This window comes from Pseudomonas sp. BF-B-26, assembly GCF_019956495.1.
GTDB lineage: Bacteria > Pseudomonadota > Gammaproteobacteria > Pseudomonadales > Pseudomonadaceae > Aquipseudomonas.
In genome coordinates, this window is the sequence record NZ_JAHBDP010000113.1 from 53085 (window position 1) to 71710 (window position 18626).

At 60.1% G+C, this 18626-nt stretch carries 15 protein-coding genes; 7 read left to right on the forward strand and 8 right to left on the reverse strand.

The genetic code is table 11. The features are described 5' to 3' along the window. Nucleotides 1–123: 123 nt before the first annotated feature. The gene (locus tag KGB03_RS25655; RefSeq protein ID WP_007898912.1) at nucleotides 124–348 is read right to left on the reverse strand and encodes a hypothetical protein; all 225 of its coding nucleotides are present in this window, start codon (nucleotides 346–348) and stop codon (nucleotides 124–126) included. A 997-nt stretch (nucleotides 349–1345) separates the two neighbouring features. Here KGB03_RS25655 and KGB03_RS25660 point away from each other — a divergent pair. Together KGB03_RS25660 and rmuC are read left to right on the forward strand one after the other, a co-directional pair. Next, nucleotides 1346–1669, forward strand: coding sequence for a sel1 repeat family protein (locus tag KGB03_RS25660; protein ID WP_218537269.1), 324 nt, complete (start codon nucleotides 1346–1348; stop codon nucleotides 1667–1669). A gap of 175 nt (nucleotides 1670–1844) precedes the next feature. Continuing rightward, nucleotides 1845–3209, forward strand: coding sequence for a DNA recombination protein RmuC (gene rmuC, locus KGB03_RS25665; RefSeq protein WP_165934047.1), 1365 nt, complete (start codon nucleotides 1845–1847; stop codon nucleotides 3207–3209). A 60-nt stretch (nucleotides 3210–3269) separates the two neighbouring features. Here rmuC and KGB03_RS25670 read toward each other — a convergent pair whose 3' ends face one another. Together KGB03_RS25670 and KGB03_RS25675 are read right to left on the reverse strand one after the other, a co-directional pair. Continuing rightward, nucleotides 3270–6740: a PAS domain-containing hybrid sensor histidine kinase/response regulator gene (locus KGB03_RS25670; RefSeq protein ID WP_192406914.1), complete on the reverse strand. Its 3471-nt coding sequence runs from the start codon at nucleotides 6738–6740 to the stop codon at nucleotides 3270–3272. Between the two features lie 232 nt (nucleotides 6741–6972). Further along, nucleotides 6973–7512: a TetR/AcrR family transcriptional regulator gene (locus tag KGB03_RS25675; RefSeq protein WP_223529773.1), complete on the reverse strand. Its 540-nt coding sequence runs from the start codon at nucleotides 7510–7512 to the stop codon at nucleotides 6973–6975. Nucleotides 7513–7604: 92 nt separating this feature from the next. Between KGB03_RS25675 and KGB03_RS25680 the strand changes: the two genes are divergently transcribed. The 4 genes from KGB03_RS25680 to KGB03_RS25695 all read left to right on the forward strand — a co-directional run bounded on the left by KGB03_RS25680 (nucleotide 7605) and on the right by KGB03_RS25695 (nucleotide 12382). Next, the gene (locus KGB03_RS25680) at nucleotides 7605–8798 is read left to right on the forward strand and encodes an MFS transporter (RefSeq protein WP_218537270.1); all 1194 of its coding nucleotides are present in this window, start codon (nucleotides 7605–7607) and stop codon (nucleotides 8796–8798) included. Nucleotides 8799–8840: 42 nt separating this feature from the next. Next, complete coding sequence (locus KGB03_RS25685; protein ID WP_008148700.1) at nucleotides 8841–9152, forward strand: cupin domain-containing protein; 312 nt, start codon at nucleotides 8841–8843, stop codon at nucleotides 9150–9152. Between the two features lie 105 nt (nucleotides 9153–9257). Next, nucleotides 9258–10409: a TDT family transporter gene (locus KGB03_RS25690; RefSeq protein WP_223529775.1), complete on the forward strand. Its 1152-nt coding sequence runs from the start codon at nucleotides 9258–9260 to the stop codon at nucleotides 10407–10409. Between the two features lie 98 nt (nucleotides 10410–10507). Continuing rightward, on the forward strand, nucleotides 10508–12382 hold the full coding sequence (locus tag KGB03_RS25695) for an MFS transporter (RefSeq protein WP_223529777.1): 1875 nt from the start codon (nucleotides 10508–10510) through the stop codon (nucleotides 12380–12382). Nucleotides 12383–12428: 46 nt separating this feature from the next. Here the strand turns inward: KGB03_RS25695 and KGB03_RS25700 are convergent, their stop codons facing one another. From KGB03_RS25700 to KGB03_RS25720, 5 genes are all read right to left on the reverse strand, one after another. Beyond that, a complete protein-coding gene (locus tag KGB03_RS25700) occupies nucleotides 12429–13355 on the reverse strand; it encodes a GGDEF domain-containing protein (RefSeq protein ID WP_223529779.1) in 927 nt (308 codons plus the stop codon). Nucleotides 13356–13728: 373 nt separating this feature from the next. Next, on the reverse strand, nucleotides 13729–14469 hold the full coding sequence (locus tag KGB03_RS25705) for a YciK family oxidoreductase (RefSeq protein ID WP_218537273.1): 741 nt from the start codon (nucleotides 14467–14469) through the stop codon (nucleotides 13729–13731). A 177-nt stretch (nucleotides 14470–14646) separates the two neighbouring features. Further along, nucleotides 14647–15318, reverse strand: a complete 672-nt coding sequence (mupP, locus tag KGB03_RS25710) for an N-acetylmuramic acid 6-phosphate phosphatase MupP (protein ID WP_111450717.1) — start codon at nucleotides 15316–15318, stop codon at nucleotides 14647–14649. 4 nt (nucleotides 15319–15322) lie between these two features. Continuing rightward, entirely contained in the window at nucleotides 15323–16021 is a 699-nt protein-coding gene (gene ubiG / locus KGB03_RS25715) for a bifunctional 2-polyprenyl-6-hydroxyphenol methylase/3-demethylubiquinol 3-O-methyltransferase UbiG (protein ID WP_008148706.1), read from the reverse strand. Between the two features lie 57 nt (nucleotides 16022–16078). After that, nucleotides 16079–17413: a TRZ/ATZ family hydrolase gene (locus tag KGB03_RS25720; protein WP_223529781.1), complete on the reverse strand. Its 1335-nt coding sequence runs from the start codon at nucleotides 17411–17413 to the stop codon at nucleotides 16079–16081. 107 nt (nucleotides 17414–17520) lie between these two features. Between KGB03_RS25720 and mtnA the strand changes: the two genes are divergently transcribed. Beyond that, nucleotides 17521–18597, forward strand: coding sequence for an S-methyl-5-thioribose-1-phosphate isomerase (mtnA, locus tag KGB03_RS25725; protein ID WP_223529783.1), 1077 nt, complete (start codon nucleotides 17521–17523; stop codon nucleotides 18595–18597). Nucleotides 18598–18626: the final 29 nt, after the last annotated feature.

Here is an 18626-nt window from a genome sequence, read left to right on the forward strand (position 1 = left end):
GCGAGTTATAACCGTTATATCGGTTTGTGCTTAGGCGGCAGCGGCGAAAAGAGAAATTTCAGGCAATAAAAAGCCCCGCTTTTTTAAAGCGAGGCTTTTGAGGTTTTCAGTCTTTCTGGCGTATCAGGCAACCAGTGCCTGACGGGTACGCTCGATCACGGCCTGCAGCGGTTCGGCGCTGGAGTATTGATCGGGGTACAGGCGTTCGCTGTGACGAGCGATGCCGTGTTCGTTGACCAGAGTGAAGCTGAAGCAGCCTTTGCGAGCGGCCATGATCAGGCAGTTCATTGGTGCAAAAGCGTTGGTTAGGGTGCGAATGGCATCCTGGGTGTGGATTTGAGTAGACATAGTCATGGGGTGTTCCTACAAGCGACACGGATAAGAACCGTGCAAAGTTAAAACGTTCCAGTGACGACGACCACCATTGGTCGAACGAAGAACCCGACTGGAACAAAGCAGCCAGTTTGAAGCGCTGATAAATTGGCGCGCTTGGGCTGGCAGGTAGGTACTTAGGAGGGCAGGCAACACATCAAGGGCAAAGGTTCTGGGCCCAGGGTGAAGATCCTGATCAATTTGCAGGTTGGTTCGGTCAGAGTAAGTGAGCTTCGCAACACCCTTTGCTTTCGATTCAAAGGCTGTGTTGACGCAAGGTTTACCTGGAAACCATCGAGGTGGTCGATCCCGCTTTGTCGGTGGAGGCTTCCTTTGGGAAGGCTGACCGGGGGGATGTGTTCGACCAGAATTGACTTTCAGCTTGGTACTAACGCCGCGGATACTAACGGATTGAATAGCCGAAGGGAAGTGTGTTAGCAAAATAGTTCTGAGAACGCCCTCATTCAACGTCCAGATTGGCGCTCGATAGGCTCGTGATCCGCAGACGCGCCCTGTAATAGAACAAATTCCGACCATTGGTAGTCACGGTTCATCGGGCCAACACCTGTCTGGATCACGGGTTTGCCAAGGTTTATCCCCAGGTGCAGGCAAAAAATGCGCCGAAAAAGCGCATCGATATAACTGCCTCGAAGGGACTTGTGCACATAAGTCACGCAGGGTGTCACGCCGCTGTCATCATCCCTTCAAACGCAGTGGGTGCCTGTAACCAAAATTTAAGTCAATGAAAAACATCGCTTTTTTTTACTGGTGAAAAAATCGTCAGTTTGACTGCGGGCCCCATTCCATACGGCTTTGCGAGAGTTCAAGGGCGGTTGTCCACTGAGTTATCCACAGCTTCTGTGGATTGTCCCGAGCGCTTGCTCTAGGACGGGCGTGCCGGGTTTTTTTAGACTTTACCTGTAAGAAAAAAAGAGTAGAGTGGCGCGCCTTCCGATCTGCCCCACAGTGCTTTATGAAGTTTCGCTCAGTATCAGTCTCTGCAACCTCCACACCTCCCAGCATTACCCCGCCCAAGCGCCTTTCGATGCGGGTGGCCGAGTGGCTGCTGGACAGCCCGAGCCTGGGCGAAAACCCCAACGTCAAACACTTCGCCGGACGGTTGCTCAAGCAGCCAGCCCGTGAAGGGGTCGTGGCCGCGCAAAGCCGTCTCGGTCAGCTGATGTGCCGTGAATGCGGGAATGCCCGGGATCGCCGTATCGGTCAGGAGCTTCTGCGTTCGGCCGCGCGGGCAGGGGATCGGCGCGCCCAGCAAGAACTGGGTCTGATCGAAGACTGAGCTGTCCAAGACCTGACGCCTTGGTTAACCTTCAAGCTTTATTTCATTGGCAGGAGTGGCTATGGCTATGGACTTGACCAGCGCATTGCTCGGTCTGGCGGGCGCTGCGCTGCCGTTACTGGTACTGGCCTGGCAACTTCAGCGGCGAGCGAGCACCACGCAGTCAGAGGTTGCACTGCTGGAAGAGCGTCTGGCCATGGCCCTTCTGGCTCAGGATGGATTGAACGCGCAACTCGAAGCCTGTCGCGATGAAATAGGTGATCTGGGCCAGGCCAACGCCGCCAAACAGGCAGACCTGGCCGCCCTACGCCGTGAAGTCGAACTGCTGCAGATCGAACGTGACGACGCACGCGATGCCGCCCACGCCTGGAATCTGGAACGCGCCGGCAAGGAGGCTGAGTTGCGCCGTCTGGACGCCCAGGCCGCTTCGCTCAACGCCGAGCTACGTGAGCAGCAGGAAAGCCATCAGCAGCGCCTCAACGACCTGCAGGGCTCGCGAGACGAGCTGCGAGCGCAGTTCGCGGAGCTGGCCGGCAAGATCTTCGACGAGCGCGAGCAGCGCTTTGCCGAATCCAGCCAACAACGTCTCGGTCAGTTGCTCGATCCGTTGAAAGAACGCATCCAGTCCTTCGAAAAACGCGTCGAAGAAAGTTATCAGGCAGAAGCCCGCGAACGTTTTTCCCTGGCCAAGGAACTGGAGCGGCTGCAACAGCTGAACCTGCGCCTGAGCGACGAAGCCACCAACCTGACCCGCGCCTTGAAAGGGCAGAAAACCCAAGGTAACTGGGGCGAGCTGATTCTTGAGCGAGTGCTTGAACACGCGGGCCTGGAGAAGGGGCGCGAGTACCAGACCCAGGTCAACCTCAAGGGGCCGGACGGTGAGCGTTTCCAGCCGGACGTGATCATTTATCTGCCGGGCGACAAACAGGTGGTGGTCGACTCCAAGGTCAGCCTCACGGCCTATCAGCAATACGTCGCGGCCGAAGACGATGCCATCGGCCAGATCGCCATCAAGCAGCACGTGCTGTCTCTGCGCACTCACGTCAAAGGGCTGGCCGGCAAGGATTACAAGCGTCTCGACGGTTTGCACAGCCTGGATTTCGTCCTGCTCTTCGTACCGATCGAAGCGGCGTTTTCCGCCGCATTGCAGGCTGAGCCGACGCTGTTTCAGGAGGCCTTCGATCGTAATATCGTGATCGTCAGCCCGACCACTTTGCTGGCAACCCTGCGCGTCATCGACAGCCTGTGGAAGCAGGAGCGCCAGAGCCAAAACGCCCGGGAAATCGCCGAGCGGGCCGGGTGGCTGTACGACAAGTTCGTGTTGTTCATCCAGGATCTGGATGAAGTCGGCAATCGCTTACAGCAACTGGATAAAGCCTACAGCTCGGCGCGCAATAAGCTGACAGAAGGACGGGGCAATCTCGTCAGTCGCGCCGAGCAGCTCAAGTTGCTTGGCGCACGGGCGAGCAAGAGCCTGCCGGCAGACTTGCTGGAGCGGGCGATGACGGATGTGGATGGGTTGGCCGAATTGCCGGAGTAAGCCGAAAAGCTTCGCGAGCAAGGCGGCAGTTGCACCACAACAAGACTCAAACCTGCCGCACTACAACGGCAAATGCCGACTCAGCAACGCCCGCAACGCCGCCGGTTTCACCGGTTTAGCCAGGTAATCCAGCCCCGCCGCATGCACCTGGGCCACCGTCTCCGGTCGCCCATCGGCGCTGATCACTACCCCTGGCACTGGCTCACCCAATCGGGTTCGCAGCCATGCCATCAGTTCAGTCCCGGTCTCGCCATCGTCCAGGTGGTAATCCACCAGCGCCAATTGCGGTCGCATTCCATCGCTGAGCAGCGCCGCGCATTCATCGCGGTTGCGCGCGGTCCAGACCTGACAACCCCAGCGCGTGAGCAAGCTGTTCATGCCGATCAGGATGCTGTCTTCGTTGTCGATGCACAGTACCTGCGAGCCGCTCAGCAATTTGCCATTGAGCTCGGCGACCTTGGTCGGGATCGCGGTTTGCGCCCGAGCCAACGGCACGCTGACGCTGAACACGCTGCCGCGCCCCGGCCAGGAGCGTACGCGCAAGGTATGACCGAGCACGCGACACAACCCGTCGGCGATCGCCAGGCCCAGCCCCAGGCCTTTCTCAGCCCGCGTCTGGTGGCTGTCGAGGCGTTTGAATTCTTCGAAAATGACCTGCTGTTTATCCAACGGAATGCCCGGACCACGGTCCCAGACTTCCAGACACAGCTCGCCCTTGCGTCGGCGAACCCCTAGCAGCACTGGCCCTTTGGCGTAGCGGAAGGCATTGGTCAGGAAGTTCTGCAGGATTCGTCGCAACAGTTTGATGTCGCTGTCGACGCGCAACGCACTGCCCCTGACGCGGAATTTCAGTCCTTGGTCGAGGGCCAGCGCCTTGAACTCGGCACCGAGGACGTCGAACATCTCATTGAGCACGAACGGTTTGGGATCAGGGTTGATCTTGCCGTTCTCCAGGCGGGAAATGTCCAGCAGGTCGCTGATCAAGTCCTCGGCCGAGCGCAGTGAAGTGTCCAGATGATGGACCAGTTTCTGCGCCTCAGCGGAGAGGCCATCGTCCTGGTGGGAAAGGGCGGCCGAGAACAGTCGCGCCGCGTTCAATGGTTGCATCAAGTCGTGGCTGACCGCCGCCAGGAAACGGGTTTTCGACTGGTTGGCCGATTCCGCGGTGCCCTTTGCTTCGGTCAACGCGAGGTTGAGTTGCGACAGTTCGTGGGTCCGCTCGGTGACCCGACGCTCCAGGCCCTCGTTGGCTTCGGTCAGCGCTTGCTCAGCCTCGCGGAACGCGGTGATGTCGGTGAAACTCATGACGAAACCGCCGCCTGGCATCGGGTTGCCGATCAGCTCGATCACACGGCCATTGGGGAAAAGTCTTTCAGAGGTGTGGGCGCGTCCCTGACGCATCCAGTGCAAGCGTCGTGCGACGTGCACTTCGGCTTCGCCGGGACCGCACAGGCCGCGCTCGGCGTTGTAGCGAATGATGTCGGCAATCGGCCGGCCAAGCCTGATCAGTCCATCCGGGTAGTTGAACAGCTCCAGATAGCGCCGGTTCCAGGCCACCAGTTTCAGCGACTGGTCGACCACACTGATGCCTTGGGTGATGTTCTCGATTGCGCCTTGCAGCAGCGCGCGGTTGAATTGCAGTACTTCCGAGGCTTCGTCGGCGATTCGGACGACGTCCTCGAGTTGCATTTCCCTACCTTCGATGGCGGCTTTTACCACCGCACGGGTCGAAGAAGCGCCGAGCACACCGGCCAGCAAACGTTCGGTATGGGCGATCCATTCACCGTCGGCATTCTGGTTCGGGTTGAAGCCTTTGCCCTGACGGTAGGCAAAGCGGATAAAACTCTGACGGGCGCGTTCTTCGCCGACGAAGCGTGCGGCCAGCTGCAACAAATCGTCGATCTGCACCGACAGCATCGAACGGGCGCTGGGGCGGGCGCTGATTTCCTGACCGATGAAGCGACCCGCCTGCCAATGTTCCGAAACCCTCGTGCGCGACAGCACCGACACCCAGGCGAACAGTGTGAAGTTGCCCGCAAGCGACAGCACCACGCCTTGGGTCAGCGGGGTAATCGGCAGGTGCAACGGGTTGCTGTGTAACCAGGCCAGGCCCGGGAAACTGCTCAACGACAAGCCGAGGCTGTTGGCGGCAATCGGCAGGATCAAGGTGTAGAACCACAGGAATGTCCCAGCGGCGAGACCGGCAAACACACCGCGACGATTGGCCTGTTTCCAGTACAGCGCGCCGAGCATGGCCGGGGCCAGTTGGGTCACGGCGGCGAAGGCGATCTGGCCGATGGTCGCCAGGCTCGCCGTCGAGCCGAGCAGGCGATAACTGACGTAGGCCAGCAGCAGAATCACCACAATGCTCACTCGGCGCACCGAGAGCATCCACTGGCGGAACACTTCAAACGGCCGCTCGGCATTGTTGCGCCGCAGCAGCCATGGCAACAGCATGTCGTTGGAGACCATGGTCGACAACGCCACGCTGGCGACAATCACCATGCCGGTCGCCGCCGAGGCGCCACCGATAAACGCCAGCATTGCCAGGGCAGGATGGGCTTGAGCCAGCGGCAGGCTGATGACAAAAGAGTCCGGCAACACCGAACTCGGCAGCAGCATCTGACCGGCGAGGGCGATAGGAACGACGAACAGCGCTGCCAGCGCCAGATAGGCTGGAAACACCCATTTGGCCAGGCGCAGATCCTGGGGGTCGATGTTTTCCACCACGGTCACATGGAACTGCCGGGGCAGGCAGATGATTGCCATCATTGCCACGCCGGTCTGCACCACCATCGACGGCCAGTTGATGGTTTCCTTCCAATACTCTTCGAGGCGCGGGGCGAGCATGGCCTGGTCGAACAGGTCGTCGAAACCGTCGTACAGCCCGTAGGTCACGAACGCGCCGACCGCGAGAAAGGCAAACAACTTGACCAGGGATTCGAACGCAATCGCCAGCACCATGCCGCGGTGGTGTTCCGTGGCGTCGAGGTTGCGGGTGCCGAAGACGATGGTGAACAGCGCCAGCACCAGCGACACGATCAATGCCGTGTCCTGGGCGCGTGTGCCCATGGCGTCGGCACCGGCGCCGATCAGCAAGTTCACCCCGAGCACGATGCCCTTGAGTTGCAGCGCGATGTAGGGCAACACGCCGACCAGGCAGATCAGCGCCACCACCACCGCCAGTGACTGGGATTTGCCATAGCGCGCGGCGATGAAGTCGGCAATGGAGGTGATGTTCTCCTGCTTGCTGATCATCACCATTTTTTGCAGGACCCACGGCGCGCACACCAGCAGCAGAATCGGCCCGAGGTAGATCGGCAGGAACGACCAGAGTTGTTCGGCGGCCTGGCCCACGGCGCCAAAGAAGGTCCAGCTGGTGCAATAGACGGCCAGCGACAGGCTGTACACCCAGGCGCGCACTCGCGGCGGCAACGGTGCGCTGCGACGGTCGCCGTAGAAGGCGATGGCGAACATGATGGCCATATAGGCCAGGGCGACGGCGGCGATCAGCCCGCTGGACAGCGACATGGGAACTCCAGACAAAAGACACCCGGGACTCCCGCCCGGACAGACAGTCTCGCACGATGGCAGGGGTTAGTCAGTGTCGACCAAGGTCGCGGCGTGGCGGGGTGTCGCAGGCGGTGTGCCAGTTGGATTTTTGGTGTTTTTTCCGGCCCCTTCGCGAGCAAGCCCGCTCCCACATTGGATCTGTGTCGTTCACAAATCCCCTGTGGGAGCGGGCTTGCTCGCGAAGGCGGCCTTACTGATTCAGCGCAATCTCGATCAACCGATGCAACTCCTCAACCTCCAGCGGCGCTGCCGAGAACAGGATACGAAACACCGTCGGCGCCGCCACCAGGTTGATCAGCCGATCAACGTTCGGCTTCGGCTGATCGGGGTAACGATCCAGAATCGTCTGCAACTGCCCGCCAATGATTGTCGCGCAAAGGGCCGGCGTGGTGCTGCATTGCACGTCGCGCAATATGTTGCGGCCGGGTTCGGAACTCATCTCGTCCAGATACTGCTCGGCCCAGGCGCGCACGTCACCGCGCAAGCTGCCGGTATTGGCCGGCTCGCTCTCGGGGCGCATGCGGGCGAGGGCGACGTCCGCCAACAACACCGACAAATCGCCCCAGCGCCGGTAGATGGTCGACGGCGTGACGCCGGCGCGCGCGGCGATTTGCGGGACGGTCACAGTGGTGCGGTCCTGCTCTTCGAGGAGATCGCGGACTGCCGAGTGAACCGACTCTTGCACCCGGGCACTGCGACCGCCGGGGCGTAACCCTTCTTTAATAGCCATGCATCGGACCTTAACACAAAGAATTTGCTTTAAGCGTTGGCCAGTAGCACACTCCGCAAAAGCAAAAAGTTAGCTTTTGCGGAGTGTGCTCAATGTCCAGTTCAACGTCTAATCGTTCAAGCCTGTGGTTCCTGGCGATCACCTTACTCAGTTTTCTGGCGGCGTCCACGGCGCCGACGCCGTTGTATCACCTGTACCAGGAACACCTGCAATTCTCGGCAGCGACCTTGACCCTGATTTTCGGCGTGTACGCCATCAGCTTGCTGGCGGCATTGCTCACGGTCGGTTCCCTCTCGGATTACCTGGGGCGCAAACCGGTGATCTTCACTGCTGTGATGTTGAACATGCTGGCGATGCTGCTGTTTATCAATGCAGACAGTGTCGCCTGGTTGATCAGTGCACGAGTGCTTCAAGGTTTTGCTACGGGGATGGCCACTGCCGTACTGAGTGCGGCGCTGTTGGACACCGATCGTCAGCAAGGGCCGCTGGTCAACAGTGTGGCGCCATTGCTGGGCATGGCGTCGGGCGCCATGGGGTGCGGCTTGTTGGCTGAGTTTGCACCGCTGCCGTTGCAGTTGACCTATTGGGTGCTGTTCGCGCTGTTTGTGATGCAAGCGCTGTACGTCTGGCGCTTGCCGGAAAGCGTCAGCCCCCAACCGGGAGCCTGGGCTTCGCTGCGCCCGACACTGCATGTGCCGATCCAGGCGCGACGTACGTTGTGGCTGGTGCTGCCGATCAACATCGCGGTGTGGGCGCTCGGTGGTTTTTACGCTTCGTTGGCACCGTCTCTGGTGCGCACGGCCACGGGATCGACCTCAAATCTGATTGGCGGTGCGACGGTGGCCGTGTTGACGGTGACCGGCGCGTTGATGATCTACACCTTGCGCGATCGGCCGGCCGACAAGGTCTTGCGCCTGGGTGGCAGTTTGCTGCCGGCCGGCGTCGCACTGATTCTGCTGGCGGTGCACAGCGCCAGCCTGCCACTGTTTTTCGTCGGGACACTGGTGGCCGGATGCGGTTTCGGCGCCGGTTTCCTCGGTGCATTGCGCAGCGTCGTGCCGCTGGCCTTACCCCATGAACGGGCAGGGTTGATGTCGGCTTACTACGTGCTTAGTTATCTGGCGTTCTGCTTGCCGTCGTTGCTGGCCGGGAACTTGACCCGGACCTTCGGGCTGGTGGCCACCACCGATGGTTACGGTGCGGTGCTGATTACGCTCTCGGTCGGCGCTTTGTTCGCGTTGTTGCGTCAGCAGTCCATGAAAGTCTGTGGCGTCGATGTTCGATGACCGTTAGCCTTGGCACCGCCCTGCCTTTCGACGGACCGACGCATGAAAATCATCCGCAGCAAATCCTTCACCGCTGACCGTGCCTGGGGCGCTTTGGATATCGCCAACATGAACGGCATCACCACGCGCTTGCACTGGACCGATCAGCCCTATAAATGGCACATCAATGATGGGCAGGAAGTGTTCGTGGTGCTGGATGGCGTTGTGCAGATGCGCTATCGCGAAGCAGGTCAGGAGAAAGAAGTGGAGTTGGGCGTAGGCGATATCTTCTATGCCGACGTCGGCACCGAACACGTTGCCCATCCGCAGGGTGCGGCAAGAATCCTGGTGATCGAAACTGAAGGCAGCGTCTGACGCTATATCTGCAAAACAGATAACAGTTAGAGATATTACCCGTTATATCGATATTCGATTCGGATCTACCATGGGCTCCACCTCAACAGAGGACAGGAGTTCACCATGACATGCCCCAACACTGCCCCAGCCGGTTTCAAACCCTTCAGTCATTTGCAGCACCCGCGTGAAGTCATCCGCCAGTTCACGCCGAACTGGTTCGCCGCCACCATGGGCACCGGGGTGCTGGCGTTGGCGCTGGCGCAGCTGCCGGGAACAAATGCCGGTTTGCACGCGATTGCCGAAGCCCTTTGGTTGTTCAATATCGCCCTGTTCGTTTTGTTCACGGCGCTATACGCGGCGCGTTGGGCGTTGTTTTTCGATGAGGCGCGGCGGATTTTCGGTCACTCCACGGTCTCGATGTTTTTCGGCACGATCCCCATGGGCCTGGCGACCCTCATTAATGGCTTCCTGGTGTTCGGTCTGCCGCGTTGGGGCGAGGGCGTGATTCATCTCGCCGAGGTGCTGTGGTGGCTGGATGTGGCGATGTCTGTGGCGTGCGGTGTGCTGATTCCCTACCTGATGTTCACCCGTCAGGAACACAGCATCGACCAGATGACCGCCGTCTGGCTGTTGCCAGTGGTGGCGGCAGAAGTGGCGGCTGCCAGCGGTGGTCTGTTGGCGCCGCACCTGGTCGATGCCCATTCGCAACTGGTGGTGCTGGTAACCAGCTACGTGCTTTGGGCCTTTTCCCTACCGGTGGCGTTCAGCATTCTGACCATTCTGTTGCTGCGCATGGCGCTGCATAAATTGCCCCACGAAAACATGGCCGCCTCCAGTTGGCTGGCGCTGGGGCCGATCGGCACCGGGGCGCTGGGCATGTTGCTGCTGGGCGCCGACGCGCCGGCGACCTTTGCGGCCAACGGTCTGCCGGGCATCGGTGAAATCGCCGCAGGGCTGGGGTTAGTGGCCGGGATCACCCTGTGGGGCTTTGGTCTGTGGTGGATGCTGATCGCGGTGCTGATCACCCTGCGTTACCTGCGTGTCGGTATTCCGTTCAATCTCGGCTGGTGGGGTTTCACCTTCCCGTTGGGTGTCTATTCCCTGGCGACATTGAAACTGGCCAGCACCTTGAACCTGACGTTTTTCAGTGCCTTCGGTTGCGTGCTGGTGGTGTTGCTGGCGGCGATGTGGCTGATCGTCGCCAAACGGACGGTGCAGGGCGCCTGGCGGGGCGAGTTATTTGTCTCACCGTGCATTGCAGGATTAAACAAATAACCTGCAAAGTTTAGGTAATGTGTGGCCTGGATCGTCGTTGGATATTCCAATAACTGCATCCACGCCACTCTCTACCCAACATCAGGGACACATGGAAGATGAGTCACCCCTCACAGTTCACCTTGCTTCGCACCCGGCGCTTCCTGCCGTTCTTCGTCACGCAGTCGCTTGGGGCGTTCAACGACAACATCTTCAAGCAGTCGCTGATTCTCGCCATTCTCTACAAGTTGACGATCGACGGTGACCGCTCGATTTGGGTCAACCTGTGTGCGCTGCTGTTCATCCTGCCGTTCTTCCTGTTCTCGGCACTGGCCGGGCAGTTCGGGGAAAAGTTCGCCAAGGACGCGCTGATTCGTCTGATCAAGCTCGGGGAAATCGCCATCATGGCGGTCGGCGCGGTCGGTTTCATGTTCGATCACCTGTCGCTGATGCTGGTGGCGCTGTTCGCCATGGGCACTCACTCGGCGCTGTTCGGGCCGGTGAAATACTCGATCCTGCCCCAGGCCTTGCGTGACGAAGAGCTGGTGGGTGGCAACGGTCTGGTGGAAATGGGCACCTTCCTGGCGATCCTCGCCGGCACCATCGGTGCCGGGATCATGATGTCCTCCAGTCATTACGCGCCGATCGTCTCCACGGCGATCGTCGGTGTTGCGGTGCTCGGCTATCTGGCCAGCCGCAGCATTCCACGGGCCGCGGCCGCCTCCCCGGAAATGCGCCTGAACTGGAACATTTTCAGCCAGTCCTGGGCCACGTTGAAGCTGGGCTTGGGGCAGACCCCGGCAGTGTCACGCTCGATTGTCGGCAACTCGTGGTTCTGGTTTGTCGGGGCGATTTATCTGACGCAGATCCCGGCCTATGCCAAAGAGTGGATGCACGGTGACGAAACCGTGGTGACGCTGATTCTTACGGTGTTCTCGGTCGGTATCGCACTCGGTTCGATGCTTTGCGAGAAACTGTCCGGCCGCAAAGTCGAAATCGGTCTGGTGCCGTTCGGCTCCTTCGGTCTGACCGTGTTTGGTTTGCTGCTGTGGTGGCATTCCGGCGGAGTTCCGGACAGCGTTGCAGGCCATGGCTGGATCGAAGTCCTGGGGTTTGGCCATGCCTGGCTGGTGTTGATCGACATTCTCGGGCTTGGGGTGTTCGGCGGTTTCTACATCGTGCCGCTCTACGCGCTGATTCAGTCTCGTACCCCGGAGAACGAGCGGGCGCGGGTGATTGCCGCCAACAATATTCTCAACGCGCTGTTCATGGTGGTCTCGGCGATTGTCTCGATCGTTTTGCTGAGCATGGTCAAGCTGTCGATCCCGCAGCTGTTCCTGGTGGTGTCGCTGCTGAACATCGGCGTCAACGCTTACATCTTCAGCATCGTCCCCGAGTTCAGCATGCGCTTCATGATTTGGCTGCTCAGCCATTCCATGTACCGCGTGGAGCATCGCAATCTGCAGCTGATTCCCGATGAGGGCGCGGCGTTGCTGGTGTGCAATCACGTGTCCTTCGTCGACGCCTTGCTGATTGGCGGCGCGGTGCGTCGGCCGATTCGCTTTGTGATGTATTACAAGATCTACAACTTGCCAGTGCTGAACTTCATCTTCCGCACAGCCGGGACCATTCCGATCGCCGGTCGTCAGGAAGACATTCAGATCTACGAAAAAGCCTTCACGCGCATTGCTCAATATCTGAAGGACGGCGAGTTGGTGTGCATCTTCCCAGAGGGCAAATTGACTGCCGATGGCGAGATCAACGAGTTCAAGGGCGGGCTGACGCGGATTCTCGAAGAGACGCCGGTACCGGTGATTCCGTTGGCATTGCAGGGGTTGTGGGGGAGTTTCTTCAGCCGCGATCCGCAAAAGGGCGTGTTTCGCCGGTTGTGGTCACGGGTGACGCTGGTGGCAGGGCCTGCGGTGTCGGTTGAGGCGGCAGAGCCAGCCAGGTTGCAAGGGATGGTGGGCCAATTGCGCGGCGCTGTACGCTGATTCCTGTCGTGGCGGGCCGCTAACCCAGCGTGCCCGCTCCGGGCATTCAGCCCGCCATCGCCAACCGGTTACGTCCCTCGCGCTTGGCCACATACAACGCACTGTCGGCCCGTCGCAACAGGCTTTCGGCAGATTCGCCGGGCAATAGCGTCGAGCAACCAAGGCTGACCGTCAGCTCGATCACATGGCCATCGGCCAGATAATCCTCTGCCTGCACTGCAAATCGTAGCCGTTCGCCAACCATGGCTGCTGCCTCACGACTCGTGTTGGACAGCAGGATCAGGAACTCTTCGCCACCAAAGCGGAAGACCATGTCCACGTTGCGCAACTGGTTTTTGATCGAGGCTGCAACGGCCTTGAGCACGTCATCGCCGGCGCTGTGTCCGTGGTTGTCGTTGATGCGTTTGAAGTGATCGATGTCCAGCATCAGCAGCGACAAGGGTTGCAGATGCCGACGCGACATCTCGATTTCCCTTTTCAGGGTCTGATCCATGGCAATGCGGTTGCCGGTGCCCGTGAGCGGATCGCGCAAGGCGCTTTGGGTGGCGGCGCGGTAGAGCAGGGCATTGCGCATCGGATACAGCAATGTGGACAGCGATGACTCGAGGTTGCCTTGTTCCTGCTCACTGAAACGCTGATTGCGGCGGAATACCAGTTCGCCCAGATTCTCGCCTTCGTGGCTGAGGCTGTAGCTGATCGAGTGATGGCCGCGCAGACCGAACTCCAGGCGCAAGTCGCTGGCCGGGTGCTCGTACGTCAAGGCGTCAAGTGGTACTAGTCGCTGAATCTCACGGAAGAAGAGCCCGAGAATGCGTTGCGGCTCAAGACTGGTTTGCAGCTGCAGACTGAGTTGCTGGCGCAGTTGCGAAAGGCTGACGGGCCTCTCGATGAGGGTAGGCTGCTGACCAAAGCCCAGGCGTTGCAATTTGGCGCTATCGAAGTCAATTGCGTTGGTCTGGGAAGGTGATTTCATATGGCGTGCACCCCTAAGCAGTAAGGCTGTCTTACAGGCTGGGTGAGAGCGGCTTTGGGCTGCGCGTCATACTGGTCCATCAGTCCCGTAGGACATTTGGCCCAAGTTTAGTCCGCTTTGCCGACGATAAGTAATCTGTCGGCTCAGGCGTCCGCCCGTTTGCTTTCACACTGCGTGTCTGAGCAAATTTAGAGCGAAAGTCGTGCCATTCAGTTCAGTCGGATAAAAAACGTTTTAAATCAAAGAGTTGAAGCTGTTGATGAGGGGTGTCGCCGGGTTTTGTGACAGTTGGTTGACGTGTGATGGGGATGGTTGCGACGCATTTGTATGCCGCGGCGGGAAGCCGTCGCGGCACAAAAGCGACGCGCGGGCGTTACTGAGCGTTGAACGCCTGGCCATTGATGCCGGTGCTGTCCGGACCCATCAGGTAGAGGTAGACCGGCATGATCTCCTCGGGCGTCGGGTTGTTCAGCGGGTTTTCCCCCGGGTAAGCCTGGGCGCGCATGCTGGTGCGGGTGGCGCCCGGGTTGATGCTGTTGGAGCGCACCGGTGCCACGGTGTCGACTTCGTCGGCCAGGGTTTGCATCAAGCCTTCGGTGGCGAACTTGGACACGCCGTAAGCGCCCCAATACGCACGTCCCTTGCGGCCGACGCTGCTGGAGGTGAACACCACCGAGGCGTCCTTGGACAGCTTGAGCAGCGGCAGCAGGGTGCTGGTGAGCATGAACATGGCGTTGACGTTGACTTGCATGACACGCATGAAGTTTTCGCCGGACAGCTGTTCGATCGGCGTACGCGGGCCAATGATCGACGCGTTGTGCAGCAAACCGTCGAGATGGCCGAATTCGGTTTCGATCATCGCTGCCAGCTCATCGTATTGATGGGGCAGGGCGGTTTCCAGGTTGAACGGGATCACGGCCGGCTGTGGATGGCCGGCGGCTTCGATTTCGTCGTAGACCTGGGTCAGGTTGGCTTCGGTCTTGCCCAGCAACAGCACAGTGGCACCGTGCGCGGCAAAGGTTTTCGCGGCGGCAGCGCCGATGCCACGGCCAGCGCCGGTGACCAGGATGACCCGGTCCTTGAGCAATTCTGGGCGGGCGGAATAATCAAACATAAAAAACCTCACAAAGCAGAAGACACATCGCGGCGCGGCCATTCGCGGGCAAGCCCGCTCCCACAAGGATCGAAGGTGTTCACACATGTTGCATCCACCCAAAGGACCCTGTGGGAGCGGGCTTGCCCGCGAAGGCGTCAGCATTCACGCCTCATTTCCAGAACCTGAAACCGGCACTCAGCAGCTACAGAGGGCGCTATCCAAAACCTTGCGCAACTCCAGCGGATGATCGACCACTACATCCGCGCCCCAATGCCGCGGGTTATCCTCCGGATGAATGTAGCCATAGGTCACCGCGGCCGTTCTGGTGCCGGCGTCGCGACCGGATTCGATATCGCGCAAGTCATCACCCACGAACAACACGCTGGCCGGATCGAGGTCGAGCATCTTGCACGCGAGGATCAACGGCTCGGGGTCCGGTTTGCTGTTCTTCACATGGTCCGGGCAGATCAACAACGCCGAGCGCTCGGCCAGGCCAAGCTGCTGCATGATCGGCTCGGCGAACCGCAGCGGCTTGTTGGTGACCACGCCCCAGATCAGGTTGGCCTTTTCGATGTCGGCCAGCAGCTCGCCCATGCCGTCGAAGAGTTTGCTGTGAACCGCGCAACCGGCGAGGTAACGCTCGAGGAACTCCAGGCGCAATTCCTCGAAACCCGGTGTTTCCGGGTCCATGGAGAAGGTCACCGCGACCATCGCCTTGGCGCCGCCGGAGATCTCGTCGCGAATGTGTTTGTCGTTCATCGGCGGCAAGCCGCGATCGGCGCGCATCGCCTGACAGATCGCAATAAAGTCCGGCGCGGTGTCGAGCAGGGTGCCGTCCATGTCGAAAAGAACTGCTCTGATACGCATCGGCTTACTCCTCGCGCAGGGTCTGGATCATGTAGTTGACGTCCACGTCGGAGGCCAGTTTGTAGTGCTTGGTCAGCGGGTTGTAGGTCAGGCCGATGATGTCCTTGACGGTCAGGCCAGCCATGCGGCTCCAGGCACCCAGCTCGGACGGGCGGATGAATTTCTTGAAATCGTGGGTGCCGCGCGGCAGCAGCTTCATGATGTATTCCGCGCCGACGATGGCGAACAGGTACGCCTTCGGGTTGCGGTTGATGGTGGAGAAGAACACCTGGCCACCGGGCTTGACCATACGGAAGCAAGCGCGGATCACCGAGGACGGGTCCGGCACGTGCTCGAGCATTTCCAGGCACGTGACCACGTCGAACTGCTCGGGCATTTCTTCAGCCAGCGCTTCGGCGGTGATCTGCCGGTATTCGACGCTCACGCCGGATTCCAGTTGATGCAGTTGCGCGACCGCCAGCGGCGCTTCGCCCATGTCGATACCCATGACGGTAGCGCCGCGCTGGGCCATGGCTTCGCTGAGAATGCCGCCGCCGCAACCGATGTCGAGGACTTTCTTGCCGGCCAGGTTGACCCGTTCGTCAATCCAGTTGACCCGCAGCGGGTTGATGTCGTGCAGCGGTTTGAACTCGCTTTCGCGGTCCCACCAGCGATGGGCCAGGGCTTCGAATTTGGCGATTTCGGCGTAGTCGACGTTGCTCATGGTTAAGTCCTCTAAAACTTGAAAAATCCTGTTGCCCCGGTGGTAAGTCCGGGGTGCTTACGATTCGGTATGGCCGCTGATGCGCTGGCCCCACGCCTTGGCGGTGACGCAGAGTTGTTCTTCGTCCAGACGAGTCAGGCGGCGGTCGTCGAGCAGTTGCTTGCCGGCGACCCAAAGGTGTTTCACGCAATCACGGCCGGTGGCATATATAAGCTGCGAAACCGGGTCGTAGACCGGTTGCTGCGCCAGGCCGGAGAGGTCGAACGCGACGATGTCTGCCGCTTTGCCGACTTCCAGCGATCCCGTTTCGGATTCAATGCCCAGCGCGCGGGCGCCATTGAGCGTGGCCATGCGCAGGGCGCGATGGGCATCCAGCGCGGTGGCCGAGCCGGCGACGGCTTTGGCCAATAAGGCGGCGGTGCGGGTTTCGCCGAGCAAGTCCAGGTCATTGTTGCTGGCCGAGCCATCGGTGCCGACTGCCACATTGACGCCAGCCTGCCATAAGCGCTCCACCGGGCAGAACCCGCTGGCCAGCTTCAGGTTCGACTCCGGGCAATGAATCACGTTGGTGTTACTTTCTACCAGCAACACCAGGTCTTCATCGCTGATCTGAGTCATGTGGACGGCCTGGAAGCGCGGCCCCAGCAAGCCCAGGCGCCCGAGGCGAGCCAACGGGCGCTCGCCGCGCTGCTCGACGGACTGCTGCACTTCATAAGCCGTTTCATGCACGTGCATATGGATCGAGGCGTCCAGCTCTTCGGTGATCACCCGGATTTTTTCCAGGTTCTCGTCGCCCACGGTGTAGGGTGCATGGGGGCCGAAGGTGACTTTGATACGCTCGTGGTGCTTGAGATCGTTGAACAGTTCGACGCCCTGACGAATGGCTTCATCCGCCGTGCTGGCGCCCGGGATCGGGAAATCGAGGATCGGAATGGCGATTTGCGCACGGATGCCGCTGTTATGGACGCGTTCGCTCGCAACCTTCGGGAAGAAATACATGTCAGAGAAGCAGGTGATGCCACCTTTGATCTGCTCGGCGATCGCCAGGTCAGTGCCGTCACGTACGAAAGCTTCATCGACCCACTTGGCTTCGGCCGGCCAAATGTGGTTTTCCAGCCAGGTCATCAGGGGCAGATCATCGGCCAGGCCACGGAACAGTGTCATCGCCGCATGACCGTGGGCATTGATCAAGCCGGGGCAGAGCAATATGTCCGGCAATTCGCGGACTTCGGTTGCGTTAAGCTTCAGCGCAGCCGAGCGTGGGCCGATAAATACGATGCGTCCGTCGCGGATGCCCAGGGCGTGCTCTTTGAGGACAACGCCAGCGGGTTCGACGGGTACCAGCCAGGTCGGCAGCAATAGCAAGTCGAGCGCAACGGCAGTGTTCGGCATCGAGAGTCGGTTCCAGAGCTTTTGTAAAGATGGCGAAGTATACCCGAGCGTCTTCGCGGGGGGATCGCTATAATCGACGGCTTTTGTTCATGTGTGCGGGGTGAGGGATGCGCGATCGACTGTTGGCTGCGGAGAAAGTAAAGGCCATCGATTGGCGTGATGGCGCCCTTTACCTGCTGGATCAGCGTATTTTGCCGTTCGAGGAAACCTGGATCGCCTACACCAGCGCTGCTGGCGTGGCCGAGGCCATTCGTTCGATGGTGGTGCGCGGCGCGCCGGCGATTGGCATCAGTACCGCCTATGGCGTTGTGCTGGCGGCCCGCGCGCGGTTTGCCGAGGGCGGTGACTGGCAGGCGGCGCTGGAAGAGGATTTCGCGCTGCTGGCCGATTCCCGCCCGACCGCGGTCAATCTGTTCTGGGCCCTGGGCCGCATGCGCGACCGGCTTGAACGTCTGAAGGATCACGCCGATCCGATGGCGGTGCTGGAGGCGGAGGCTATCGCCATTCACGAGAGTGATCGCGAAGCCAACCTGACCATGGCGCAACTGGGCGTGGACCTGATCCGCAAGCACCAGGGCAACGCCCAGGCGATCCTGACCCACTGCAACACCGGCGCACTGGCCACCGGCGGCTTTGGCACGGCGCTTGGTGTCATTCGTGGCGCGTTCATAGAGGGTATGGTCGAACGCGTCTACGCCAACGAAACCCGTCCATGGCTGCAAGGTTCGCGATTGACCGCATGGGAACTGTCCAACGAAGGCATCCCCGTCACACTCAATGCCGACTCCGCCGCCGCCCACATCATGAAAACCAAGGGCATTACCTGGGTGATCGTCGGCGCTGACCGGATCACCGCCAATGGCGACGTGGCCAACAAGATCGGCACCTATCAGCTGGCGGTGAACGCCATGCATCACGGCGTGCGCTTCATGGTGGTGGCGCCGAGTTCGACCATCGACATGAACCTGGCCAGCGGTGATGACATTCCGATTGAAGAGCGCGATGGTCGCGAGTTGCTGGAAGTCGGCGGCAAGCGGGTCGGGGCGAATGTCGATGCGTTCAACCCGGTGTTCGACGTGACCCCGGCTGACTTGATCGATGCGATCATCACTGAAAAAGGCATCGTCGAACGCCCGGACACCGCGAAAATGGCGCAGTTGATGTGCCGCAAGCGACTGCATTAAAGATATTTGGCGCCTGATAAATCGCCTTC